This window comes from Rhizobium sp. P2_G9, from assembly GCF_056403475.1.
Map to the genome: position 1 here is coordinate 1 of NZ_JBFUFK010000047.1, position 24,850 is coordinate 24,850.

Below are 24,850 nucleotides of genomic sequence, written 5' to 3' on the forward strand. Positions count from 1 at the left end.
CCGTCTGGTGGTCCCGTCTGGTGGTCGCCGATGATCTGGTCGACGACCAGGCCGACGCGCTCCGAGCCCGTGGAGATGACCACGACCTTCTGGTACGGGTCCGGCTTGGTGCCGGTGCGGAAGAGGTCGCGCAGGCGGATGAACGGCACCAGGCTGTCGCGCAGCGAGATGAAGCTGCGGCCGCGCGAGCGCATGTCCTCTTCGAGCGACAGTTCCAGGCATTCCTCGACCGCCGAGAGCGGGATGACATAGCGGCTCGAACCGACGCGGACGAGCAGGCCGTCGATGATGGCGAGCGTCAGCGGGATATTGAGCACGATATCCGAGCCCTTGCCGGGGGTGGAGGTGACGTTGATCGAGCCGCGCAGTGTATCGATGGTGCGCTTGACCACATCCATGCCGACGCCTCGGCCGGAGAGGTTGGTGACGCTCTGCGCCGTCGAGAAGCCCGGCTGGAAGATCAGCTGCAGCAGTTCCTGATCAGAGAGCACCGCATTGGGTGCAATGATGCCGGAGCTTTCCGCCTTGGCGCGGACACGCTCGCGATTGATGCCGCGGCCGTCGTCGCTGATGGTGATCTTGACCTGGCCTCCGGTCTGATGCGCCGTCAGCACGACCCGTCCCATCGCCGGCTTGCCCGCGGCGAGGCGTTCCTCCGGCTGCTCCAGACCATGGTCGCAGGAATTGCGCACCAGATGAACGAGCGGATCGGCAAGGCGTTCGACGACGGTCTTGTCGACTTCGGTGGACTCGCCCTCGGTGACCAGTTCGATCTGCTTCCTGGTTTCGTGGGCCAGATCGTGGATGAGGCGGCGGAAGCGGCCGAAGAGCTGGGTGACCGGCACCATGCGCAGCACCATCATCGTGTCGCGCAACTCGCCCGAAAGCCGTTCGATGTCTTCGGAGACCGCGCGCAAGGCAATGTCGCTGCCGGCTCTGGCAAGCTGCGAGAGCCGCGACTGGGCGATGACGAGTTCGCCGACCCGGTCCATCAGCTCATCGAGGCGTTCGGCGGGAACACGAACACTTTCGCTGACCTTACTGACCTTCGTGTCGCCAGACGCAGCCGGAGGATTTGCCGCTGCGGAAGCCGACGCATTCACCGCCGTCGAAGGCGGCATTTCTATGTGATCAGCTTCGACGTGCTTGAATTCCAATACTGGTTTCTCAACCACCACAGGCGCAATGGCTTCATCATCACCGACCAGAGAAATATCGAGCACCATCTCGTCCATGACGAAGATGAACACATCTTCGATCGCCGAACGGGGTGCTTCGGTTTTCAGGTCGACCGTCCAGGATACATAGAGGGTCGAGGGATTGAAAGCGCYGAGGGCGGGGACAGTGGAACGATCGACAACGAAGCTGCATTCACCGAGGTCGCGAAGTTCATCGAGCAGCGCCAGAGGATTAGTGCCATTTGCCATGGCGTCGGCCGGCAGTGAAAACATCACCTTCCAATGCCGTAATCTGGCGCTGGCGACGGCGGCAGGTACGTCGCCGCCGGCGCGGGCGGCTTCGACAGCCTGATGCAAGCGCTCAAGCAGTGCCGTGCTTTCCGCGTCGTGGTTGCCGCCCGGGATTTCGACCAGAGTGCGCATATGGCCCTGGGTATCGAGGACAGTCGAAATCAGATAGTTGGTTGCGGGAACTTCACCCTTGCGGACGAGATCGAAAGCGGTCTCGCAATGATGGGTGAAAGCGGCGAGCGCTGAAAAGCCGAACATTGCGCCCGAGCCCTTGAGCGTATGCAGGCTCCGGAACACCGAATCGATCTGCTCCTTATCCGAAAGGTTCTCGAGCAGGTCGAGCAAGCCGGCTTCGATCGCTTCGAGCAATTCAGCCGCCTCGGTCCTGAAGACTGCAATCGGATCCGGATAATTCATTTGCCGAGCACCTTCTTGACGATCTTCACCAGATTTTCCGGGTCGAAGGGCTTGGTCAGCCAGCCGGTGGCGCCGGCTTCCTTGGCCTGCTGCTTGATGGATCCGTCGGATTCGGTGGTGAGAAAGATGATCGGAATACCCGTCTGGCTCGGGATCTTGCGCAATTCGCGGATCATCGTCAGGCCGTCCATGACAGGCATGTTGAGATCGGTGACGACCAGGTCGAATTGTTCGGACGTCGCCTTGGCGATGCCCTCGGCACCATTTTCCGCTTCGCTGACGGAATAGCCCGCGCTCGACAGCGCAATATTCGTCGTCAGGCGGACGCTTGCCGAATCATCGACGGTCAGGATCTTGGCAGACATCAAATAACCTCCTTATGAAACCAAAATTGCCCGTCTTCCGCAGAAAGACCGTCAAGGAAGCCCGCACGCCGGAGCGTATCGGTGACAGCTTCATTGACTGGCTTCACCAGCCTGATCTCCTTGCCGGCGGCGCGGCCTTGGATGCGAGCCGCTTCGATCAATTGAATGAGAGACAGATCGCACTCACCGACGCCGTCAGCGTCGATCTCGACCGTGTCCAGTTTCGCGAACTGGGCCAGCAGTTCGACATAGATGTCGCGGATATTGCGAATGTTGACCTTTTCGGCGATCTGATACGCCATGCTTTTTTGCCCGCTATTCGAGTGGAATTCGGCGTTTGGTTGCGTTCTTAACTTGCTATAGTTCGGATAATAAATGGTTAACGCCGCTGGAATATACTTAAATTACTAATTTATAATAAAGTATTTTTATGCTTATATGCACGTTTCACCAAGCAATACAACCAATCATCGCGTATAATAATTGACATATGTCAATGAATTTCGTTATTTTGTATGACGTTATTTTATTTTCTTCCCTCATACTTCGAGTAATATAGCAGAAAACAACAATATATGCGAAACATACTCAAACATATTCACATAAATATAGAAATATCTAAAAATGTAACTACGTTACAACAGCGTCACCGCCAGCAACGTTAGCGAGTAGAAGGATTTTTCCAAGTCCAGGGCATGGCGTTGGAAGAGCGCTAAACAACGGCCAATTGAAGAACTTCGGGTTCTTCATGGCGCGCCTGCTGCAGATATTTACCTGCACCTCGAGGACGCGAGAGTTCGATCCCAGCCGCCTGCCCAGCGACAGAAAGTGGGCGGCAAAACCGGTTCTGCCGATGGGCACCACGGTTCGTTGCGCCCCGAGGAGTATGATGAGATCGTATCTTTTCGCTCGCGCCACATCGACCAGGGGAACCAGGTTGCCGGCGAAGGAACGCTCCTGCGGGCGCTCTGCATGACCGCAATGTCAAGGCGCGGTTTCCCGGCGTTGATGGCCTCGGCCTGAAGCGTCTGTGGGCAGGCACCATGACGGGGTGCGCCAGCGTTTTTCAACAGCGAGGCGACTCACCCGCCCGATTCGCCATCTCCTCGGGCGGAACGGCTCTGCGCATCGATGGCGTCTTCGTCACCATGGGGCGCTATCCAGCGCATCGAGCGGGAATTTGAGGTATCGTCGGCCATTGCTCTCCGGCTCCGGCAAGCGGCCGCCACGAAGGTTTACCTGCAACGCGTGAAGGATCAGCTTCGGCATCGGCAACGTCTTGTCACGTGCTTCGCGCAGCGCCACGAACCTCTCTTCGTCTATTCCGGCGATATGCGGGTTGGCGCGCTTCTGCTCGCCAACCGTGCTTTCCCATTTCGCGTGTCGTCCACCCGGGCGGTAATCATGGCCGGTGAACAGTCGCGTCTCGTCGGGCAATGACAGAATGCGCTGGATCGAAGACCACAATTCTCTCGCGCTCCCCCCGGGAAAGTCCGTGCGGGCCGTCCCCGAATCCGGCATGAACAGCGTATCGTGGATGAAGGCGGCGTCGCCTATGCCATAGGTGACGGAGGCGAGCGTGTGGCCTGGCGAGAACATCACGCGACCTTCGAGGCCGCCGATCCTGAATCCGTCGCCGTCTTCGAACAGGCGATCCCATTGCGATCCATCAGCCGCGAAGTCCGGCATGTTGTAGATGTCCTTCCACAGTCGCTGCACGTCGACGACATGAGCACCGATCGCCGTGCGGGCGCCGGTCTTCTGCTTGAGATAGTGCGCAGCCGAGAAGTGGTCGGCATGCGGATGCGTGTCGAATATCCATTCGACGCTCAGCCCTTGGCTCCACACATAGTCGAGAATAGCGTCGGCATTGCCGGTCGCCGTCGCGCCGGATTTCTCGTCGAAATCGAGCACGGGATCGATGATGGCGCAGACCTTTGCCTGGGGGTCACTGACGACATATTGGACGCTGCCGGTTCGGGGATCATAAAAGCCTTTGACCTCCGGCACGCGGCCATCCTCACGCTCCAGCCAGCGTACAGCACCGGCCAGGTCGAAGCCGAAGCGTCTGCCGAAGCCCTCCACATCGCGGCGCTCCATCCGGCCGTCCAGAACTTCGCCGAGGATGTGGAGTGTGAGCGCGCGCAGGCCGCTGTCGCAATGCGCCAGAACCGGCTTGTTCGCAGCCGCAGCCACGTCCTGGAAGGCGCGGATATCTGCCTCGGTGATGGTGGGGCCGGTGACCGGGACGAAGGCATAGTTGAGACCAGCCGCGCGCGCGGCCTCAGCCTCTGCGGCATTTCCGGGCTGAGCGGGCTCTTCACCGTCGGGTCTTGCGTTGATGATGCCGGCGAAGCCCTCTCCGGCAAGGCTGCCGAAGGCGGCAAGGTCAGGTTGGGCTGACACCGTCAGGTTTTCCGTGATTTTGATGACCGTCATTGTCATTACTCCGCCTCCACATTCACTATACGGCCAAGCTAATCTATATTGAGCTCAGCTCAAGCGGCTGCCGATGCTGCGGCCGGCTCGAGGGCAGTCCAATCCGGCCTGGAGCCGTCACATCATGGTAGAACGGCCCGTCCAGAAATTCGCGTGGCGAGACCTGACAGCCATTCAGCGCTTGTGGCCAAGATAGGTCGTCGAGATCGAGGCACGCCGCGGCGGATCCTGGTACGTATGCAGCTCGAGCGTGTCACCGGTCCCCGCCGCTCCCATATGCCAATCCACCTCACGTCGATCGCCGTTGGCGGTCACCTTATCGGTCCGGTCGTGAGTCTTCAGGGATTGCTCGATGAGATCGGCCAGACCGTCGGTCGAAGCGCTGAGAGAGTGCACGGAACACGAAACGGTAGGACGATCGACAGGGCCGGTGAAATAGGCGGAGAGGCCGACTTTCTGTCCCCGCACCATCAGTTTTGCAAAATACACAATGTCGATCTTGGGTCCGCTTTCCCATTCAGGAGAGACCGGGCCATGTTCGCTGGCGAAACCCACCTCCGAGGCGATGCGGTCCAGTTCGCTTGGCAATGCCGGCCGAAGTGCGCAGGTTTTGACGAAGAGATCGACCAAGGTAGGCGCGTCAACCTCCTCCGCGGCGGCCCCGCCCGTAAGCGTCAGAACAGCAAGTGCCGCGAACGCCAATCGAATCATGCCAAGCTCCTTACCACCCCGGGGCTTGCGCCTCGGTTTCTCGTTATGGGAGATTGTGTCGTCTTCTGCCGCCCTACCCAGCCTATGCCAGCCGCCACCGACCGATCGCCAGAATGGCGCAACATTTGCTCCGCGAGAACGTCAAACAGAACGCGCCAACGGCCAGTTGGAGCAGCTAAGCCGCTCATTCGAATAGTATATCCAGCCGCCCGCTCCCAAGCCTTGATCACTACACCACTTTTGAATCGAAATCCATTGACAGTCCTCTGTCTCTCGCACCCACCTGGCAAACACCACGCACCGTCGGAACAGGACGTCGCCATCAACGAACGATTTGACACCGACATTGTTGTCGTCCGCACCGTTGCGATATGGTTTGATCTACCCTGGTCTCGACCGACCGGCCGAGGTTGAGGAAGAACCGTCGGTCACCAGATGTTTTGCTCCAACCTGTCCGCCTGCTCCGTCTCCAGAGCCAGGCAATGGTTCGGCCAGGCACAGCGATGATTGAAGAGGCGAGGTTTCAAGTTTTGTTTTTGTTTGGTTTTGTTTTCTGTCTCCGTTGTCCGTCTCAGTCTGTGTCTCTGTCTCTGTATGTCGACACCCGTCCGACACCGGTGTCTGACTTCGGCCGGACATTTGTTTGATGACAATCTCGTAGAAGATGTGCGGATATTTTCCGGTCAACTCCTGCGGGGTCGGCTTGAGCGAACCCGGCTCCCACCAGTCCTTGACCGTCTGGAGAGCTTCCCACGCGGTCTGCCGGTCCCGCTCCGACGAAAGCTCGTGGAAGACGCCCTCACAGACCACGCATCGCCAATTCTGATAGTCCGACAGGTGCTCGATCTCGACGCAGACTTTCGGATTGGCCCGCATATAGCTGATCTTCTGCCCCGGCATGGAAAAACTGAAAAAGCGATTCAGCAAATATGCATAGTGGATCGGCACGACATAGGGCTGGTTGTCGTGGCAACAGGCAAGGCGAGCGATCCGCTCGCTTTGAACGAGGCTGTGACATTCCGCTGCACGCATCTCCTGGATAATCATGATTTTGCCACCTATCGCTATGTTTCGTGTGAGCGCATTTGTAACATCATCCGTCCGACATGCCCAAAAGCGGTTGAAACCGCTCCGAGGGTGCATCGTCCGGCAAGGATTGTCCCCTCCCACACGACCGGACGCATTGACCCTGGTCAAACCGGCTTCGTCGAGCGCTCTCATGGAAATCAACGGTCTCAGGCTGCCGGATGGCAACAGGACGCACATCGCGGCAGACAATTGAGTTTGGGCCAAAATTATCCAGTCGGAAAGCCGCGATCCTCGATTTGAGCGCGTATCATGTCGTAGGCGACGGCTGTGTTCGACACCGAACGATAAAAGTTGATCAACTCGTCCCAGGGATCGGCGATCTTGTTGAGGCCCGAAATGAACACCACCAGCGTGCCGACCTGCGTCTCGCCGTGGATCACGAGGTAACCACCAACGGTCAATACCACGATCACTCCCATGGAATCGAGGAAATTGCCGAGTGCAGCCAGCGCATATTTGCGCGCATAGATCGCGATCCTGAGAGAAAATATCCGATGGATGATGCTTGCCCCGGTCACGCGCATGGCGATGGCCGCATCGGTGATGCCGGCGGCGATATGGCCGAGATGGCGGACGTTGATGATCCTGAGACGCGCCAGGCGGTTGATCGTATACTGCGTCAACGGCACGATCAGCGCCTGCGGCAGGTAGAGCGCCAGCGCGAAGGCGGCAATCAGGGGCTGGGCCCAGAGCAGATAGCCCACGACATAGACGATCGTGCCGCCGGTCAGCAGCGGCAGGCCGAAAGCCTCGCCGCCGAAACCGCTAACATCCTCGGTCTCGGCCGCCAGCATGGAGACGATCGTGCCGGGGCTGAGGTCCGGACCGGTTCTGCCATCCGATCCATCGGTATCCCGCACGCGTTCGACGATCCTGAAGCGAATATCGCGGGCAATCCCCTCGATCGCCATGCCCTTGAGCATGTTGAGCGCGAACTTGATGGCGCCTTGCAGGCATATGACTGCGAAATAGATGCTGCCCAGGATGGCCAGAAGAGCGATGTCACCCTTCTGCACCGCTTCATTGACAATCCGGCGCTGCAATTCGAGCGGCACCATCATCATCGGCGCCAGGATCATCGTCAGCACAGAGATCCAGGCCTGCTTGGACCGGCTTTCCGACCAGATATAGCCGTAGAGATCGAGGCTTATCCGCAGGGTTCGTCGGAACGGATCACTCATTCGAAGGTGATGTCGGCAATTCGGGAATCCGCTCTGGCGAGCATCTGAAGCGAGCGGGAAATGGCGTCGAGCCGCATGTCTCAATTCCTCTCCTAAAAATATGACCCTGATCCGAAAAATTCGGCAGGGCCAATGGTGACGGGTGACGGCTTCATGGTCGCCGCGGCGCGGTGGTTCTGGTGCGCTTCAAGAGCAGGCGCCGGACTTTGATCCGGCGCCCTTCAACTCTTGGTCAGTGCGCGAAGAAAACCGGGATCGTCGGGTTGTCGATCATTGAATGCGTGGTCCCGCCGAAAATCCGCTCCCGCAGCCGCGAATGACCATAGGCCCCCATGACGATCAGGTCGGCATTGATGTCGACCGCATGCCGCCGCAACACCTCATCGACCTCATGATCGCCACTCGCCAGCACGTCGACCGTTGTCTTGACGCCATGCCGGGTGAGGAAAGCGGCAATATCGGCGCCCGGCTCCTGACCGGTCGCGCCGCTTGTCGCGTGGGGGTCGACGACCACCACGCGAACATCCTCGGCGCCGGCGAGGAGATCCATGGACTGCCGCAGCGCCCGTCCAGCCGCGATGCCATCATTCCAGGCAACCACGACCCTTTTCGGAGCAAAGTCGATCTCCTTGCCCTTCGGCACGAGGATCGTCGGCGTTGGCGTGTCGAAAATCGCCCCATCGAGCACACGCTTCAGCAGGAATTCATCCTTGAGCATGTCGCCGCCGACCACCGTGACATCGGCATAGCGCGCCCGCTCGCCGATCTGCTGGGCAATATCGCCCTGAATGCAGTAGACCGGCTGCAACTCGCCAGGCAGGCTCTTGTCCTTGAGCAACTGGCGAAGCTCGCCAACCCTGCGCTCGAGGCGATTGTTTTCGTCTTCCCACATCTGCGACCAGGCTTCATAGGCATCGCCGCCCATCTCGCTGAATGGCGGTGGCGGGACACTGGCAACCACAATCCCGCTGAGATGTGCGCCTGAACGATCTGCAAGACTTGCAACTGAAATGACATCGGCATTGTCGTGATCGATACCGATGACAGCGAGAATGGTCTTGAATGTCATATCCGTCTTCCTTCCGTTGACCGATGAAGGCAGACTAGCTGGCAGCCATCCGCTCGCCTTGACTTTGATCAACAGCAATGGCGTTCGAAACGCTTGCGCAAAATCAAAGCCGACCGGCCCTGTCTGCGGGGCCTGACGACGGTTGGGCACACTCTCCTTCGATTGGGTTTGGCGCTGCTGGCAGGGCCGCTCGGTTCAGAATCCAGGTCGCCCGAATCCCAGTGCTTTGATCGGAGTCAATGCCGATCTTTCAGCGCAGGCAAAAATGCGCCCACAGCGCATAGCCACGACAAGGACCCGAAGGAGCGAACAGATGCAAAGCCAATTCTTTCTTCCCCTGATGACCTATCCCGACCAGACGTCCGACGTGACGATCGGCAACGCCGTCAAATTCGCCAGCAATTGCAACGCCCTGCTGCACGCGGTCGCGGTTGAGGTCACCATTCCGCCGATCACCGATCCCTGGGCATCGCTGCTGGTCAATGTCGACACGATGGCACTCGAAGCCGAACGCGCAAGTGCGGAAGCCGGCAAACGGCTGCGGAGCGTGCTTCAGCAGCATGCGGTCGGAACCAACGTCAAGCCGAGTTGCGAGACAGTATCGATCAGCAGTGTCGAAGTGACCGAGGCTGTCGGCGAAATGGCGCGCAACTATGACCTGACATTGCTGCAATCGACCGCACCGTTCGAAGCCCTGTCGCAGGCAGTGATTTTCGACTCCGGCCGTCCCGTCCTCCTCTTTCCCGATACCCCCTCGCTTGGTCGCATCGACCACGTCGCCATCGCCTGGGACGGCAGCCGGGCGGCGGCACGCGCCTTGGCCGATGCCACGCCTCTGGTTGGCGTCGCCACGCAGCTTTCGATCATCTACGCGGTGGACGAAAAGCCGCTCGGAGATGATCCCGGCCGGCGATTGTTCGACAGTCTGGCGGCGCGTGGCTTGCATGCGGAGCCCTATGCGATCCATACGCATGGCCGCGTGGTCGGCGAAGCATTGCAGGAAAAGGCGATCGAACTGAGCGCCGATCTACTGGTGATGGGTGGCTATGGCCATTCGCGTATGCGCGAATTCATTCTCGGCGGCGCGACATTGGATATATTGACCAATCCGATGCTGCCGATCCTGATCTCCCACTGAGATGTGACGGACCTATCGTCAAGTGTGCTGAGGACGAGCCGACTTTGCCCATCCTCGGCACGTATTCGCTGCGGGTGGAATATGCCGCCCGTCACTTCCGGCATCAGGCCGCAACGTGCCTACCGATATCGGCGACCGGCAGATGGACCAGGTCCTTGTCCAGTTCGCCGACAACCGATGCTCTGACAGAGTCCGAAATAACGGCTCTCAGTTCCGCCAGCGCCTTCGGCGGCGCGATGAGGACGACGCAAGCAAAGCCCTTGTCGGCCTTCATGGCGTCCAGAGTCTCCGCAGCCTGTTCGAGGAAGCGCCGGCCGGCAACCGCGTGCCAGTCGGTCTGGTCGACGGTACTATGATGGCTTCCCGAATATACTGTCCCCGGCGCATCCGTGCCCTGTTCATGGGTGCGCGGATTGGCCGCCGCCTGCATCACCTTGCGGACTTCGAGATGCGGCGCAACCGGCGTACCCTTGTTCTCGAGCAGGATCGCTTTGCTATGGTCGGCGACCATGATCCAGGCGCCGTTCGGGACACTGACATTTGCCATTGAACTTCTCCTTCTTGTCTTGAAACCGGTCTGCGCCCGACAAGGTTGCCAAACCTTGATCGAGGTCAACGGCAGTGGCCCCGGCTCCGCTAAGGTCATTGCATCAACGGCCTCATAGGAGAGATGTTCATGCTTGCCGGAGACATCATGACCAAAGCGATCCTGTCGGTGACACCGGATCACAGCATTCGCCACGCCGCCCGGATCATGCTGGACCATCATGTCAGTGGACTGCCCGTCATCGACGGATCAGGCAAACTTGTCGGCATTTTGAGCGAAGGTGACCTGCTCCGCAGGGTTGAGCTGGGTCCTGCGGCGATCAAGAGCGAGGGCCGCCAGAGCGCTGAAGACTATATCAGGACCCATGGCTGGCGCGTCGCCGACACGATGACCAGTCCCGTCGTGACGATTTCCGAGACCACGCCGATCGACCAGATCGCCGCCCTGCTGAGCGCCAACCGGATCAAGCGCGTGCCGGTCATCGACGACGGAAAAGTGGTGGGCATTGTCAGCCGGGCCGATATTCTGCGCGGCATCATCGCAAGCCCGCCGGACGACAGCGCCTGCAGCGACGAAGCGATCCGGCTCGCCATCACTACCCGTCTCCACCACGAGCTCGATCTCGATCTGGCCCAAGTCAGCGTCACAGTCAGCAATGGCGACGCCCATCTCTCGGGCCAGGTCCGCTCCGAAGCGGAACAGAAGGCGGCCTATCTGGTGGCGGAGACGGTCAACGGCGTGCGCGGCATCATCAACGACCTCCGTGTACCCTCGGATGCACCGAACGCAATCGATGCTGCAGTCCGGTCAGCGTGAGCGGCTTTCGACATTTCCTGCTATGCGCCTGAGAGCGACGCTGCATCCGGACACGTGCTCAAATGGTTGTATTCCGCGGTGCAAATTTCTGTGACTGGAAAACGCCATGATCGTGGAAGACCAGAGCGATGTCGTAGCCTTCCTGCGTGACGCCGGCAGTTACGGCCTGACCGCGCCGGTCGAAACCCAGATTGAAACCATTGAGACCCATATTTCGCGCATCTTCCTTGTCGGCGACCGCGCCTTCAAGATGAAGCGTGCCGTCAAGCTGCCCTATGTCGATTTCTCGACCGCAGAGCGACGCCTCGACGCCTGCGAGAAGGAAGTGGTTTTCAATTCCGCCGGCGCACCCGGCCTCTATCTCGGCATCCGCCGGATCAGCCGCATGCCCGATGGATGCCTGGCCTTCTCGGACGAAGGACAATTGTGCGATGCGGTCGTGGAGATGCAGCGCTTCGACCAAGAGAATCTCGCCGATCGGATGTCGGTTGCTGGCACGCTGACGCCGCAGTTGATGACCGCTACTGCCCGGATGATTGCTGCCTTTCATGCGACGGCGCCGGCGGTGCACGCCGGCGGCGGCGCGGCCAATATCGAGGCCGTGCTCGCCATCAACGAGGCCGGTTTCGCCACCAGCCATGTCTTCGACCCTGCTATAGTGCAGGCGATCGGCCGGCGCTTCCGCGACCGGCTGGCAATGCACGCCGCACGGCTCGACCGGCGCGAGGCCGAGGGCAAGGTCCGCCGCTGCCATGGCGACCTGCATCTGCGCAACATCTGCGTCATCGACGGCCAGCCGCGTCTGTTCGACTGCATCGAATTCAACGACCAGATCGCCACGGTCGACACCCTCTACGATCTCGCCTTCCTGCTGATGGATCTCTGGCATCGCGGTTTCCGGTCTCACGCCAATCTCGTCGCCAATCGCTATCTAGATCAGTCGGACAATGAAGACGGATTCATTCTGCTGCCTTTCCTAATGGCCATCCGTGCCGCCGTCCGCGCCCATGTGACGGCAACGCAGATCGAAGAAGGCAGCAGCAAGACCGGCGCGCTCGTCGACGAGGCCAGGTCCTATTTCTCGCTCGCATCCGATCTCTTGGGAGAGGCCCCGCCACGGCTCGTCGCCATCGGCGGCCTAAGCGGATCCGGCAAAACGACGCTGGCTGAGTCCCTGGCGCCGGACATCGGCATGCCGCCGGGCGCCCGGATCATCGAGAGCGACCGGGTGCGGAAAGCGATCCATGGTGTCAGCGCGGAAACCAGGCTCGACGCGTCAGCTTATAGTCCGGAAATGTCGGAAAGAGTGTATCAGGACATGGCGCGACGCGCGGGCGGCATTCTCGCCGATGGCGGCTCGGTCGTTGCCGATGCGGTCTTCGACCGGCCGGAAAACCGGGCGCTGATCGAGGCCGCAGCCGTCGGCGCGCATATCCGCTTCGATGGCATCTGGCTGGAAACCCAGCCGGCGATACTGCATGACCGCGTCGCGGCCCGCCATGGCGGGCCGTCGGATGCCGATGTCAATATATTGGCCCTTCAGCTCGGCAAGACGCTGGCGCCCATCGCCTGGCGCAGGCTCGACGCCGGATTGCCTATACCATCCCTGGTCCGGGACATCCTGAACCGACCCGCAGAGGACTGAGGCCAGCGACGATCAGGCGAGGTCGAAGACTTTGCGGTCATCGATCGCATTCAGACGCTCCGGATTGACCCTGGTCAACATCAGGGCGATCGCTGCAAGCTATACCGTCACTGTGCGGCAAAGGCAGGATCACACCGTGAACGAAATCATAGCCGGACTGACAGAAGATGAGGCACGGGCGCGGCTGATTGCGGAGGGCATTAACGAGCTTCCGGGCCCGGCCAGGCGAACTCCACTTCGCATCATATTCGAGGTCCTGCGGGAGCCGATGTTTGCCCTGCTTCTTGCGGCCGGATTGATCTATCTTCTGCTTGGGGATCTCGGCGAAGCGCTGATTATCGTTGCCTTCGCAGCGCTGTCCACCGTCATCACGATCGTCCAGGAAGCAAGGACGGAGCGCGTTCTCGAAGCTCTGCGCGATCTGACAAGCCCACGCGCCGCGGTCATCCGGGACGGCGAGCGGAAAGTCATCGCCGGCCGCGATGTCGTCAGGGGCGACATTATCCTGCTTGCGGAAGGTGACCGCGTCGCAGCCGATTGCCGGCTCATCGAGGCGCAGGACCTGCAGGCCGACGAATCCCTGTTGACGGGAGAGTCCGTGCCCGTCCGCAAGGCGATGAGCGACCTGCCGAGCCTATCCATCCTGCAGCCCGGCGGAGACGACCTTCCGGTCGCTTTTGCCGGGTCGATGATCGTGCGGGGCAGTGCGAGAGCGGAAGTCACGGCGACGGGTTCACGCAGCCAGATCGGAAAAATCGGCCAGAGTCTGCGCGCACTGGAAAGCGAGCCGCCTCGCCTTCAGGCCGAGACCTCCCGCCTGGTGCGGATATCTGCCGTGGGTGCGGCGCTGGTGACGCTGCTGACGATCGTGCTCTACGCAACCCTGCGGAGCAACTGGCTTGATGCCCTGCTGGCCGGCATCGCCATCGGCATGTCGATGTTGCCGGAGGAATTCCCGGTGATCATGACCGTGTTCATGGCCATGGGCGCATGGCGTATTTCCAAGGCAAATGTCCTCACCCGCCGGGCGGCCGCGATCGAGACGCTCGGGGCGGCGACCGTCCTCTGTACCGACAAGACCGGCACGCTGACCGAAAACCGCATGACCGTCACCGAACTGCGCGTTGCCGGCGATTGCGATCTTCCGCTGACGACCCACACCGTTCCGCCCGGGCTTGGCGAAGATTTCGATCGTTTGGCCGATACCGCAGCGCTCGCGAGTGCTCCGGACCCGTTCGACCCGATGGAGAAAGCTTTCCATGCCTTTGCCCGCGGCAGAGCACTTGCCGCCGCGGACGAGCGGGGTTGGCGGCTTGTCAAAACCTTTGCACTCCAGCGCGATCTCCTGGCCATGACGCAGCTGTGGCGCATGCAGGACTCCGGCCTCATCGCGGCCTGCAAGGGAGCACCCGAAGTCGTTGCCGAGCTGTGCGGGCTGGAGGGTGTGGCGCTCGATCATGTGCGATCGGCAATTGCTACGATGGCCGAGAAGGGCCTGCGTGTTCTCGGCGTCGCCCGCGCTGCCCTGCCGGGCGACACGACGCCTCCGTCACAAAGGCAATTCGATTTTGAGTTCCTGGGGTTGATCGGATTGTCCGATCCGCTGCGGCAAAGCGTACCTGCTGCAATCGCAGACTGCCGTGCTGCGGGCATCAGGGTGGCGATGATCACCGGCGATTTCCCGATCACGGCCCGGGCGATCGGCGAGCAGGCGGGCCTCGAAAAGAGCGGGATTCTGACCGGCGCCGACATCAACCAGATGAGCGATCCGGAACTCGCGGAGCGCGTCAAGACGACGAACGTGTTTGCCCGCATCATGCCGGAGCAGAAGCTCAGGATCGTCCAGGCCCTCAAGGCAAACGGCGAAATCGTCGCCATGACCGGTGACGGCGTCAACGACGCGCCCTCGCTGAAAGCCGCGCATATCGGCATCGCCATGGGCGCCCGGGGAACCGACGTCGCCCGCGAAGCGTCGTCGCTGGTGTTGCTGAACGACGATTTCGGCTCGATCGTCAATGCCATCCGGCTGGGCCGGCGGATCTATGACAATCTGAGAAAGGCGATGGGCTTCATCGTTGCCGTTCATGTGCCGATCGCGGGCCTTACCCTCCTGCCGCTACTCACAGGACTGCCCATCCTCTTCTGGCCAATCCATATCGCCTTCCTCGAAATGATCATCGATCCTGTCTGCTCCTTGGTCTTCGAAGCCGAGGTCGAAGAAAGAAATGCCATGCAGCGTCCGCCGCGGCGACCGGATGCTCCTCTGTTTACATGGCAGTTGATCGGCTGGAGCCTGCTTCAGGGTGCGATCACGTTCGGTGCAGTCGCCGTTGCCTATGTGGTGGCGCTGGACAAGGGCCTGCCGACGGCGGAGGCCAGGGCGTTGGCGTTCTCCTGGCTCGTGCTTGCGCTCATCTGCCTGATCCTCGTCAACCGGTCGTTCAGTACATCCCTCTTGCGTGCCTTCAGCCGCCCCAATCCTTCTCTCGCCTGGGTCGTGGCAGCCGTAGCCGCCATTCTCGGTCTTTCACTCTTCTGGCCGGCCGCTTCCGAACTCTTTCATTTCGGGCGTCTTGCTCTCAACCAATGGGCCGTTGCCGCTGCATTCTTTCTCGGCCTTCTGCTGCTCTTGGAAACATTGAAATCTCTGCTGACGCGGTATGTCCAGCTCTGAAGACCGACGACAGACTGCCAGGTCTCGACCAAACCAAAGCCGCAAGCCTCTCTTATGCTATCCCGAACTCCGATCGCGGCAAAGCGGTGGCCTCCCGACGCCCCGGCGCCTGTCTTCAGAGCCCGACCCTGTCATCGCCCCCGCGACCAATCACGATGTCAACGGCGGTGGACCGGAATGGAAAACCAGATTGATCGCGGAAGATGCACGAGCCTCGCTGCCGGCCATCGACGCTAAAACAACCCAAAGTCCCCCGCCTCCACCGTGGGCTGGCCCCTCAGCACGGCAAACAGAACTCGCCGCTCCGCGCCTATGCCGTCCGGATCGAAGTAAAGCCGGCCATTGTCGGTGTCATAGAGCAGGCGATCGCTGGCATCATGGGCTTTGCCATCCTGGTTCGCGTAAAATGCCTGTACCGACAAGGGTTTTGGGGCGACAGTGCTGAGATGGTTGACATCGATATTGAGCTTGGTCTTCGAAATGCCAGGCATTATCCGGTCGTCGATCCAGATCGAGTCGAAATCTCCCGAAAAATCCCTGATCCGATCGACATTCGTGACAGGGTCCAACTTGGCATCGAAAATGAAGAAATCGTAGTCCCTATGCCCGATCAGCGTATCGTTGCCGGCCCCGCCGAAAAGCCTGTCGAATGAGCCGCCGCCTATGAGGATGTCGCCGCCGCCGCGCCCGTGAAAACGATTGATCCCACCCGCGCTGGTGATGACATTTGCCCCACCCGTTCCATAGATGACGTCGCCACCGTAGCTGTTGAATTTCTCTGCGATGACATTTTCGATGCTGATCAAGGTGTTGGTGGCCGGGAGGTTTGAATTGCGCTCGGGATGGGCCAGATCCAGAACCGTGAATGCAAAACCATCGGGGTCGCCATAGGCGTGAAACTCCGCAAGGCTGAGCGTATCCGACCCGGCGCCGCCGATAAGCGTATTGGTGCCGGTGCCACCGCGCAGGATATCGTCGCCACCGCCGCCTGACAGCCTGTCATTGCCGCCGCGACCGAAGAGGATATCGTCTCCACTGGCTCGGCTGCCTTTGGCATCACCATAGATGAAATCGTCCCCCACCCCACCGACCAGCCTGTCGTTACCATAGCTCGCCGCCAGCGGATCGGCACGGTTATCCGTCATGAAATCGCCGAAGATCGTCACGCCGATGCCGGCATGGGCAGCATTGATGCGGTCGGCGCCAGCGGTGACATCGGCATCGGCCGACACCGACTTGGCATCGCCGTAAAAGATCGGCCGCTCGAAACCGGCTGCCGCCGATATGGCGCCGATCGACAGGATGTCGTCGCCGAAGACCGTTGTGGCGGCTCCGGTCCGCTGCTCCACATCGCCCCAGATCTCCGAAACCACGCCGCTGATCGCGAACCTGTCGTTGCCCATCAGCGCCAGCTTCAACAGGCGCTGAATTTCCGCCTCGTTGGCGAAATCATAGGGGTTCGCACCATTGAGAGTGGCCGCGAGCGACAGGTTGCTGATGCTCATCACCACCGAGAGCGCGTTCGACAGTCCAAAGCCGGCCGAAATTCCGGTAATCGTCTCCTGTCCCAGATCGTCGGTCGACACCGACAGCGTCGCGGTCCGCATATCCGGCGGCGACGTATTGTTGTCGGCGCTGATGCTGGTCAGCTTGGCATCGCCGAAATCATCGGTTCCGGATGTGGCGAATGCGTCGATATAGGAAATATCGTCAAGAACGGCCGTCCCCGTCCCCGTCAAGTAAGTATTGACGCCTGCGAATGTGACACTAGCCATTGGCCTACACCCCCACGGTATTCCTCATGGATATTGGACTATTCCTGGAATACCACAATCGAATTCGTGAATTGGAAGGTAGGAAGACAAATATCTTCCCGGCCTTCCAACATGCTTCGGCAGCGAAAGTACCTTCCAGCGCACAATTTGAATTGCGGATTTCAAATAAAATCGAAATATCGGCCATTGCAAACGGAGTAATCAGCCGAGCCGGGCTTATGGCAAATGGTTAGCAAGTAAGGTTATCACGAGCTTTGAGTTGAAGATGAGCGCGACCGTTGCGATACATTAGCTCTGCCTTATGGAGCAAGGTCATGTTCGGAACGGAATATATCTGCGTCGCGAATTTCACGCCTCATATCCCCAATGTTGCCGCTTTGGAAACGAAGTTGATTGAAATAGGTCTGCACCGTGAAGCCTTCAGTATCACGACGTCGGCGGCCGGAAACACATTGATCAAGTTCTGGGAACCCGATCGACCTGAGGCTGTTCGTCTGCTCGCGAAGCTTGACGAGATGTCGATCAGCTGACGACAATTGCTCGCAGAGCGCTAGCCAAGGAGGCTGACTTTCGAGCGACAGGAGCCGCCGTCGACTTCAAATTTGCTGATGCCTGTCGCCGATGCTGGCCAGGCAACTGACCTTAGCCAATAGAGGTACGACCACTGAACTGAACCCGGCGGGAAAGCAGAACCACCGATGATTTTGTGTCGTCCGAGGCGCAATCAAGCCAAGAGAAATGTGATTTGCCGCAGTCGAAAGCGGGCCTTTTTCTTGCAGATCATTGTTCTAGCCAGCGGATATAGTGTGTTATCCTGCCGATAGCCGGGCTGGTCCTGGCAATAGGGAGCAACAGTGATGGGCGAGACGCGGAAGCTCGCGGCGATCCTGGTTTCGGATGTCGTCGGCTATAGTCGCCTCGCCGGCGCCGACGAGGACCGTATCCTGGCGCGGCTGAGGACGCTGCGGAGCGATCTCATCGATCCGACGATCGCAGTCCACAATGGACGCATCGTCAAACGAACGGGAGACGGAAGTCTCATCGAGTTTCGCAGCGTTGTCGACGCGGTCCGTTGCGCTGTCGAAGTCCAGAACGCCATGATAGAGCGCAATGCCGGGGTCGCAGCAGATCGCGCCATCGTCTTCCGCATCGGCATTCACCTAGGCGACGTCGTTGAAGAGAGCGACGGCGACCTTATGGGCGACGGCGTCAATATTGCCGCCCGCCTGCAAACCATTGCCGCTCCCGGCGCTATCTGCCTTTCGGAAGATGCCTATCGACAGGTCAAATCGAAGCTCGATCTGGTTGCCAATGATATGGGCGAGACCGAACTCAAGAACATTGCCGAGCCGGTCCGGGTCTATGCAGTTCAGGTTGGCGTTGCCGCATCGGTGAAACAGGCGTCACCGGCGCCCCGTCAGGCAAGAGCCGAGCCATCTGCGCCGCCCCTCCCCGACAAGCCGTCCATCGCCGTGCTCGCGTTCAACAACATGAGCGGCGATGCTGAACAGCAGTATTTCTCCGACGGCATCAGCGAGGACATCATTACCGACCTCTCGAAGCTGCACGAGCTGCACGTCATCGCCCGCAACTCTTCCTTCGTCTACAGGAATGTTGCCGTCTCCATCCCGGATGTCGCCAAAGCACTTGGCGTCCGATACGTGCTGGAGGGCAGCGTTCGAAAAGCCGGCAACCGGGTGCGGGTAACGGCGCAGTTGATCGATGCCGAGAACGGCGGGCATGTCTGGGCAAGCCGTTTCGATCGCGATCTCACCGACATTTTCGCCGTCCAGGATGAACTCACCCAGGAGATCGTGGCGGCGCTGAAACTCACACTCGCGCCCGGCGACCAGGACAAGCTCATCCGCTCGCATGCAATCAGCATCGAAGCCTACCAATTGCTGCTGCGAAGCCGAGAACAGGCCTTCACGTCGACGCCTGCCGGAAACCTGGAGGCGCGCCGCCTGGCAGAAGCCGCGATCGCCATCGAGCCGGATTATGCAGCGGCCCATGCTTTCCTCGCCTTCAGTCACGTTCTCGATTATGTCAATGGCTGGAGCGCCGATCCGGATAGCTCGCTTGCGATCGGACTCGAAGGCGCCGAAAAGGCCGTGGCCATGGACGACCAACAGCCAAACGTGCATTTCGCGCTCGCTTTGGCATGCATGTGGAACCGGCAGCTTGATAGGGCTCGGGCGGAAGTCGAGCGGGGATTGGCCGCGGCGCCCAACTCCGTCGAACTGCTGATGGTGAAGGCCCACATACAGATATTCTCCGGTGACCCGGCGACAGCCCTCGATACGCTCGACAACGCAATGAGGCTCGATCCGCACTATCCCGAGATCGTGTTGCAGTTTGTCGCCGATGCCCGCTTTTCGCTTGGCGAATATGAGCTTGCAATCGCCGCCATCGAGCAGCGCCTTGCCCGCAACCCACAATCGGAGACCGCCTATGCGCTACTTGCCTCATGTTACGGCCATCTGGGCCGTCTGGAGGAAAGCCGGCAGGCCTGGGCGCGCACGCTGAACATCAACCCGAGCTTTTCCGTCGAGCGCCGGCGCCGCGTGCTGCCCTTCCGCAACCCCCAGGATTTCGAGCGCCGCGTCGCAGGAATTCGCAAGGCAGGATTGATAGGCTGATGCGGAAATCCGCGCTCGCTCGCACCTGTCTGGCTGAGAGCCTCTGGACACTGTGTCAGGAAATCCAAAGACCGGCAATTGGTTCGCGCAGAGCGACCTACATCGGCGCGGTCGGCATCTGCTTCGCGCCCGTGTCCATGACCGAGTTGAATTCTCCGTCATTGTTGCGAGATTTGCCCGGTGCGGCGCGCCTCCCGGCACCGATGCGTTGCCATACCCGATCATTTATTCTCAACAGCGGAGATATGAACGCGCCGAAGAGAGTGTTGAATTTCTGCAGCTCGGCCTCACTATACCCCGATATGCCGAACGTGATTTCCTCGCCCCTCACCGGTTTGTAACCGGTGTTGAACAGCCAGTCGAAGATCGACAGGTTGTTGCCGAAATTCTTGTCCCAGTGCTGCTGCAACTTGCTGTGATGCACCTGATGCATGTGAGGGCTGATGAAGATCTTGTCGAACCAGCCGAATCCAACTGGAATGTGAGAATGTTTCAGAGGGCTGAGCGTCCAGAGATTGCCGATCTTGTTTGTGAAAGCCTGTAGCGCGATTGCTTCGATGAGGCTGATGCCGAACAGAAACATCAAGAGGCCGACAGTCGCGCCGACGATAATGCCTGAGCAAATTCCGGAATAGACCAATGCGATCGAATGTCCACGCCTCGCCGTCAACGGATTGACGATATCCGCGGAGTGGTGAACTTTGTGCAACTCCCATAGTATGGGTATTTTGTGTTCCGCGTAGTGAACGATATAGTCTGACAGTTCGATTGCAAACAAGATCGCCATCACGCTCAGAAACGCTGTCCAATAGCTGGGCTGGGTGGCCGCATGATCCGGAGCCAGGCCCAGGAGCGATGTGTCGACAACACTCGACACAATGGCCATGACGGCCAATCCGGGAAAATAGAAGATGGAGTCGGTGGCTGCGTGTATAATATACATCTTCACGTCCATATGGACGCTTTTCGAACGAAAAATGTTGTAGGGAATGCAATGCTTGAGCATTTCCTTGAGAGAAAAGCTTTCACGATTTCTCAGAATATGAATCAGGAAGCTTAGACAACCGGCACCGAAGAAAAAAATGCATGTAATTAAAATCTGAGGGCATTTCATAAAATACCTGTACAATTCCTCCACAACCCTACTCCCCACGCTACGCTGCTACTTTGACGCTATACTACTGCTGCCACGGTCGGATTTCAGCGCCACGCACCTCTCGTATCGTAGACCACCTTGCCGCCCAGCCTGGTGTGACGAATGGCCTTGAACGGATCGTGCTCGACGAGCAGCACGACGATATCTGCGCGTTCGACCGCCGCGTGGGCGCTTTCGAGATGCAGGTTGTCATAGCCGGCCAGCAGTTTCGGGATCGTGGTAACGAAGGGATCGGCCGCCAGAACCTCGACATCGGGCAAAGCCTTGGCGATCAGGCCAACCACCTCGATGGCCGGACTTTCACGGATATCGTCGACATTCGCCTTGAACGTCAGTCCGAGGCAGGCAATGGTTGGCGAGCGGAACCGGCGTGCCTTTTCCACCACCTGCTCGGCGACATGATGCGGCCGCCGGTCGTTGACTTCGCGCGCGACCCGGATCAGTCGCGCCTGTTCCGGCGCGGCGGACACGATAAACCACGGATCGACGGGAATGCAGTGACCGCCGACGCCGGGCCCCGGGCTGAGGATGTTGACGCGCGGGTGCCGGTTCGCCAGGCGGATCACCTCCCAGACGTCGATGTGCAGCGTTTCTGCAATCAGCGACAATTCATTGGCAAAGGCGATATTGACATCGCGATAGGCGTTTTCGACCAGCTTTGCCATTTCGGCGCTGGCGGCGTCGCTCAGCAGGATCTCACCCTGCGCGAAAAGCCTGTAGATCGAGGCGGCTTTCTCGGCGCAATGGGGTGTGAGCCCGCCGACGACGCGGTCATTGGTGATGATCTCGATCATGATACGACCCGGAAGCACCCGTTCCGGGCAATGCGCCACGTGGATGTCCGCACCGTTTTCACCATCCCGGGGCATTTTCAGGTCGGGCCGCATGGCGCCGACCCAGGCCGCGAGCTGTGCGGTCGTACCGGGAGGAGAGGTGGATTCCAGCACCAGGATGTTGCCGGACCGGAGGCGCGGCGCGATCCGTTCTGCAGCCGCCTTGACATAGGAAAGGTCTGCAGTGCGATCTTCGTTGAACGGCGTCGGCACCGCGATAATGAATGCGTCGGCTTCCGGGACTTCGAGGCTGGCTGTCAGCCGGCCCATGGCGACGGCACCGCTGACGCCGACCGCCAGATCCGGCTCGACAAATGGCACCTCGCCCCGTGACACCGCGGCGACCGTCGCCGGATTGATGTCCACGCCAACGACATCGATGCCACGCGTCGCGATCGCAACCGCAGTCGGCAGACCGATGTAACCCATTCCGATCACCGCGAGGCGACCCTTGAACACTTCACTCATACACTACGCTCCACTGAAATTCTTCGGGTACTATCGAACCCGACTGCAGCATATTTCCACGACTGATCGACCTTGAACGGCGCCGACGGGTGGATCATTTCGGCGGCCGTCAGCCGGATGAAGCCGCTGTTTGTCGACAGATATCGCCACCACAGGCGACGCGGCTCCTGCAGCACGCGGAATGCCCATTCCAGGCCGGCCTTCTGCCATCGGACAGGCGCCCGCCGCGTCAGGCCGGCCATGACGTCGAACGAGCCGCCGACGCCATGCATCAGGGGCACCCCCAGGGACGCCCCATACGTTCCAAGGAAAATTTCCTTCTTCGGCGAGGTCATGCCGATAAACAGCATGTCGGCGCCCGATTTCCGGATTCCCTCGGCAATCGCATCCGATTCGCCGGTGTGAAAATATCCGTGGTGACTATAGGCGATCCTCAGGCCGGGATATTTTCTTACGATCACGGCCTCCAATCTCGCCAATACGTTCGGCTGGGCGCCGAGAAGCGCGATCGGGCGCCCTTCCGCCTGCGCAAGCGCCAGCAGCCGCTCGAAAATATCGATCCCCGCGACGCGCTCGGGAAGCGGTCGCCGGAGCAGCCGGCTTGCCCAGACGATGGATTGTCCGTCCGCCAGCAGCAAATCGCATTCCAAAAGCGAATTTCTGAGCAGCGTGTCACGGCGCAACTGCATGATCTTGGCTGCATTCAGAACGCCGAGCAGCATTCGCTGACGTTTTGTCAAGGCGAGGTGGCAGCGCTCCATCACCTCATCCATGCTGATGGCGTCCACATGCATGCCGAACAGGAGCTGGCGGTCGCAAGTCATTTCAACCCCCCTAGTGATGAAAACGGTTTCTAATGGCCGTCGTTGGCGAGCTCGGCGACAGCGCCGCCCGAAAGCCATGCATAGAGAAGCCACCCCAGCTCATATGGGCGGCATTCATAGTCCACGCGGCGCGGCGGAAAGAGCGTATCCAGTCCGGGCATATGCAGACCTGGGGAGATTGCCGTCGTGAATGCCGCGATGGCGCGCGACGCCTTGTTAGGCTCGCGGCGCGCGACCTTGCGCCAGACCACTCCCTTTTCCGGTATTACCAGCGGCACCGCGACTTCAGGTCGCTCGTTCAGCCATCTCAACCCCTTGATGATGGCTGGCAGATAATCGCTTCCCCCGGCCTCGCGAAGTTCGAGCAGGATCATCGGCGCCATGGCGTGCTGGTGAACGCTATAGACGGGATAGCCCTCTGCCACCGCTCCGTCGCGGATATCGTAGTGCCACCACCACTGGCCGTCGCGCCCTTGCAGGCCGCACAGATGTTTCGCGCACTGTTCGGCCATGGACAGCAAGCTTCGATCGCCGAAGGCCGCATGAAAACGGGCCAGCGCCTGGATGGGATAGACCTGGTCGGCAAAACTGCCGATGTGCGAACGCATTCGCCCGCTCGCCGCGGCGGGAATCTGATGGGGGAAAAGCCCGACTGCCGATCTCGCCTGAACGAGCTTGTTGCGCGCCAGGACAATGACCTCCGACGTCTCACCCAGGCGCCTGCCTGCGAGCCCGGCGACCAGCGCCCAGGCGCAGGCAACCGTCGGCATCGGGGCATCCGATGCAAGGTCCTCGGCAAGCCTGCGAAACAGCCGTGTCGCATAGACATGCCCCACCTCCGCCGATGCCCAGGCTGCAAGAGCCACCGCACCGATATCGGTCGAGCTTTCAGCGCGTCTGGCCGCCACGCGGGCAAGGTCGGCGGCCGTCAAAGAGCCCAGGACCTGCCTTTGTAATCCTTCGCTCACTCGGGACAGTCCAAGAGCGGCCATGGCCGTGTAACGGAGGCTTTCACCCTCAAGCCGCTCGCCTGGCGCCGCCGCGGAAGCCGGCTTCGTTTTGACGCGGCGTAGCGTGTGCGCGAACGACCCGGCTTTATGCATACGCGACAGGCCCGCGAGGGCGAGATCGATAAGGCCATCGACCTGCAATCCGGCAGAGGCGGACGTCTTCCTCAGGTGCACCAATCTGTCATGCCGAATATTTTCGGTCCAGGCGGTGAAGTGTGTTTGTGGGATGGGGCTACGTGGAAGGACCTGATACGCTGTCGCTTCCTCCAGATCGTTGCCATCGACTGCCATGAGATCCGACCTAAACAAATGGAGTGAAGATTTGTTCTGTGCGTTGTTGGGGCCGCAAAAGCTCTTCTGAACCCTCTGGCATGCTATAAAATTACCGATTGTAAGAAAGCGCTCTCAAAGACTTATGGGAGGTAGGATATCCATGTCCGGCAATGCAGATATGCGCCGATAGAAGGATGCCGAAAGTAATTCTGATCGGCTCTACGACTTAGTGGAGTATGATTGGCGGGGTAGCGCTACCTCTCTCGGCAGTCTTTCGGTGTGAGCCGTCTCGCGAGAGGATATAATGCCTGA

Annotated in this window: 21 protein-coding genes; 7 read left to right on the top strand and 14 right to left on the bottom strand. The window is 59.9% G+C overall.

Annotation, left to right across the window (positions count from 1 at the left end; all coding sequences use genetic code 11):
* The 8 genes from AC1DYF_RS31115 to AC1DYF_RS31150 all read right to left on the bottom strand — a co-directional run.
* Positions 1-1,886 (bottom strand): chemotaxis protein CheA (locus tag AC1DYF_RS31115; RefSeq protein WP_477881529.1); only part of this gene is annotated, 1,886 nt, incomplete at its 3' end.
* The gene (locus tag AC1DYF_RS31120) at positions 1,883-2,251 is read right to left on the bottom strand and encodes a response regulator (RefSeq protein ID WP_477881531.1); all 369 of its coding nucleotides are present in this window, start codon (positions 2,249-2,251) and stop codon (positions 1,883-1,885) included. The genes AC1DYF_RS31120 and AC1DYF_RS31115, both read right to left, overlap by 4 nt.
* Positions 2,251-2,553, bottom strand: coding sequence for an STAS domain-containing protein (locus AC1DYF_RS31125; protein WP_477881532.1), 303 nt, complete (start codon positions 2,551-2,553; stop codon positions 2,251-2,253). Before AC1DYF_RS31125 ends, AC1DYF_RS31120 begins: the two co-directional genes overlap by 1 nt.
* 841 nt (positions 2,554-3,394) lie before the next feature.
* A complete protein-coding gene (gene blh, locus AC1DYF_RS31130; RefSeq protein ID WP_477881534.1) occupies positions 3,395-4,690 on the bottom strand; it encodes a bifunctional sulfur transferase/dioxygenase Blh in 1,296 nt (431 codons plus the stop codon).
* Positions 4,691-4,864: 174 nt separating this feature from the next.
* A complete protein-coding gene (locus AC1DYF_RS31135) occupies positions 4,865-5,401 on the bottom strand; it encodes a hypothetical protein (RefSeq protein ID WP_477881535.1) in 537 nt (178 codons plus the stop codon).
* Between the two features lie 381 nt (positions 5,402-5,782).
* Complete coding sequence (locus tag AC1DYF_RS31140; protein ID WP_477881536.1) at positions 5,783-6,448, bottom strand: pyridoxamine 5'-phosphate oxidase family protein; 666 nt, start codon at positions 6,446-6,448, stop codon at positions 5,783-5,785.
* Positions 6,449-6,696: 248 nt separating this feature from the next.
* The gene (locus AC1DYF_RS31145) at positions 6,697-7,671 is read right to left on the bottom strand and encodes an ABC transporter ATP-binding protein (protein WP_477881538.1); all 975 of its coding nucleotides are present in this window, start codon (positions 7,669-7,671) and stop codon (positions 6,697-6,699) included.
* Positions 7,672-7,903: 232 nt separating this feature from the next.
* Positions 7,904-8,740 carry a universal stress protein gene (locus AC1DYF_RS31150; RefSeq protein ID WP_477881540.1) on the bottom strand — a complete coding sequence of 279 codons (837 nt, stop codon included), beginning with the start codon at positions 8,738-8,740 and terminating at the stop codon, positions 7,904-7,906.
* Between the two features lie 313 nt (positions 8,741-9,053).
* On the opposite strand from AC1DYF_RS31150, the gene AC1DYF_RS31155 reads away from it, so the two are divergent.
* Positions 9,054-9,878: a universal stress protein gene (locus AC1DYF_RS31155; RefSeq protein ID WP_477881541.1), complete on the top strand. Its 825-nt coding sequence runs from the start codon at positions 9,054-9,056 to the stop codon at positions 9,876-9,878.
* 103 nt (positions 9,879-9,981) lie between these two features.
* On the opposite strand, the gene AC1DYF_RS31160 is transcribed toward AC1DYF_RS31155, so the two are convergent.
* The gene (locus AC1DYF_RS31160; RefSeq protein WP_477881543.1) at positions 9,982-10,425 is read right to left on the bottom strand and encodes a host attachment protein; all 444 of its coding nucleotides are present in this window, start codon (positions 10,423-10,425) and stop codon (positions 9,982-9,984) included.
* 147 nt (positions 10,426-10,572) lie between these two features.
* Between AC1DYF_RS31160 and AC1DYF_RS31165 the strand changes: the two genes are divergently transcribed.
* The 3 genes from AC1DYF_RS31165 (at position 10,573) to AC1DYF_RS31175 (ending at position 15,560) form a co-directional block, all read left to right on the top strand.
* Entirely contained in the window at positions 10,573-11,241 is a 669-nt protein-coding gene (locus AC1DYF_RS31165) for a CBS domain-containing protein (protein WP_477881545.1), read from the top strand.
* Between the two features lie 106 nt (positions 11,242-11,347).
* Positions 11,348-12,886, top strand: coding sequence for a bifunctional aminoglycoside phosphotransferase/ATP-binding protein (locus tag AC1DYF_RS31170; protein ID WP_477881546.1), 1,539 nt, complete (start codon positions 11,348-11,350; stop codon positions 12,884-12,886).
* Between the two features lie 136 nt (positions 12,887-13,022).
* Positions 13,023-15,560 (top strand): cation-translocating P-type ATPase, encoded by a 2,538-nt coding sequence (locus AC1DYF_RS31175; protein WP_477881547.1) that lies wholly within the window; start codon positions 13,023-13,025, stop codon positions 15,558-15,560.
* Between the two features lie 233 nt (positions 15,561-15,793).
* On the opposite strand, the gene AC1DYF_RS31180 is transcribed toward AC1DYF_RS31175, so the two are convergent.
* Positions 15,794-17,335 (bottom strand): calcium-binding protein, encoded by a 1,542-nt coding sequence (locus tag AC1DYF_RS31180; protein WP_477881549.1) that lies wholly within the window; start codon positions 17,333-17,335, stop codon positions 15,794-15,796.
* Here AC1DYF_RS31180 and AC1DYF_RS31185 point away from each other — a divergent pair.
* From AC1DYF_RS31185 to AC1DYF_RS31195, 3 genes are all read left to right on the top strand, one after another.
* A complete protein-coding gene (locus AC1DYF_RS31185; RefSeq protein ID WP_477881550.1) occupies positions 17,335-17,568 on the top strand; it encodes a hypothetical protein in 234 nt (77 codons plus the stop codon). The two genes, AC1DYF_RS31180 and AC1DYF_RS31185, sit on opposite strands and share 1 nt — an antisense overlap.
* 81 nt (positions 17,569-17,649) lie before the next feature.
* A complete protein-coding gene (locus tag AC1DYF_RS31190) occupies positions 17,650-17,865 on the top strand; it encodes a hypothetical protein (RefSeq protein WP_477881551.1) in 216 nt (71 codons plus the stop codon).
* Positions 17,866-18,192: 327 nt separating this feature from the next.
* Positions 18,193-19,974 carry a tetratricopeptide repeat protein gene (locus AC1DYF_RS31195; protein ID WP_477881553.1) on the top strand — a complete coding sequence of 594 codons (1,782 nt, stop codon included), beginning with the start codon at positions 18,193-18,195 and terminating at the stop codon, positions 19,972-19,974.
* Positions 19,975-20,071: 97 nt separating this feature from the next.
* Here AC1DYF_RS31195 and AC1DYF_RS31200 read toward each other — a convergent pair whose 3' ends face one another.
* The 4 genes from AC1DYF_RS31200 to AC1DYF_RS31215 form a co-directional block, all read right to left on the bottom strand.
* Positions 20,072-21,112, bottom strand: a complete 1,041-nt coding sequence (locus AC1DYF_RS31200) for a sterol desaturase family protein (protein ID WP_477881555.1) — start codon at positions 21,110-21,112, stop codon at positions 20,072-20,074.
* A 62-nt stretch (positions 21,113-21,174) separates the two neighbouring features.
* Positions 21,175-22,431 carry a UDP-N-acetyl-D-mannosamine dehydrogenase gene (gene wecC, locus AC1DYF_RS31205; RefSeq protein ID WP_477881556.1) on the bottom strand — a complete coding sequence of 419 codons (1,257 nt, stop codon included), beginning with the start codon at positions 22,429-22,431 and terminating at the stop codon, positions 21,175-21,177.
* Positions 22,428-23,255 carry a WecB/TagA/CpsF family glycosyltransferase gene (locus AC1DYF_RS31210; protein ID WP_477881558.1) on the bottom strand — a complete coding sequence of 276 codons (828 nt, stop codon included), beginning with the start codon at positions 23,253-23,255 and terminating at the stop codon, positions 22,428-22,430. Before AC1DYF_RS31210 ends, wecC begins: the two co-directional genes overlap by 4 nt.
* Positions 23,256-23,284: 29 nt before the next feature.
* Complete coding sequence (locus tag AC1DYF_RS31215; RefSeq protein WP_477881560.1) at positions 23,285-24,556, bottom strand: hypothetical protein; 1,272 nt, start codon at positions 24,554-24,556, stop codon at positions 23,285-23,287.
* Positions 24,557-24,850 lie beyond the last annotated feature (294 nt).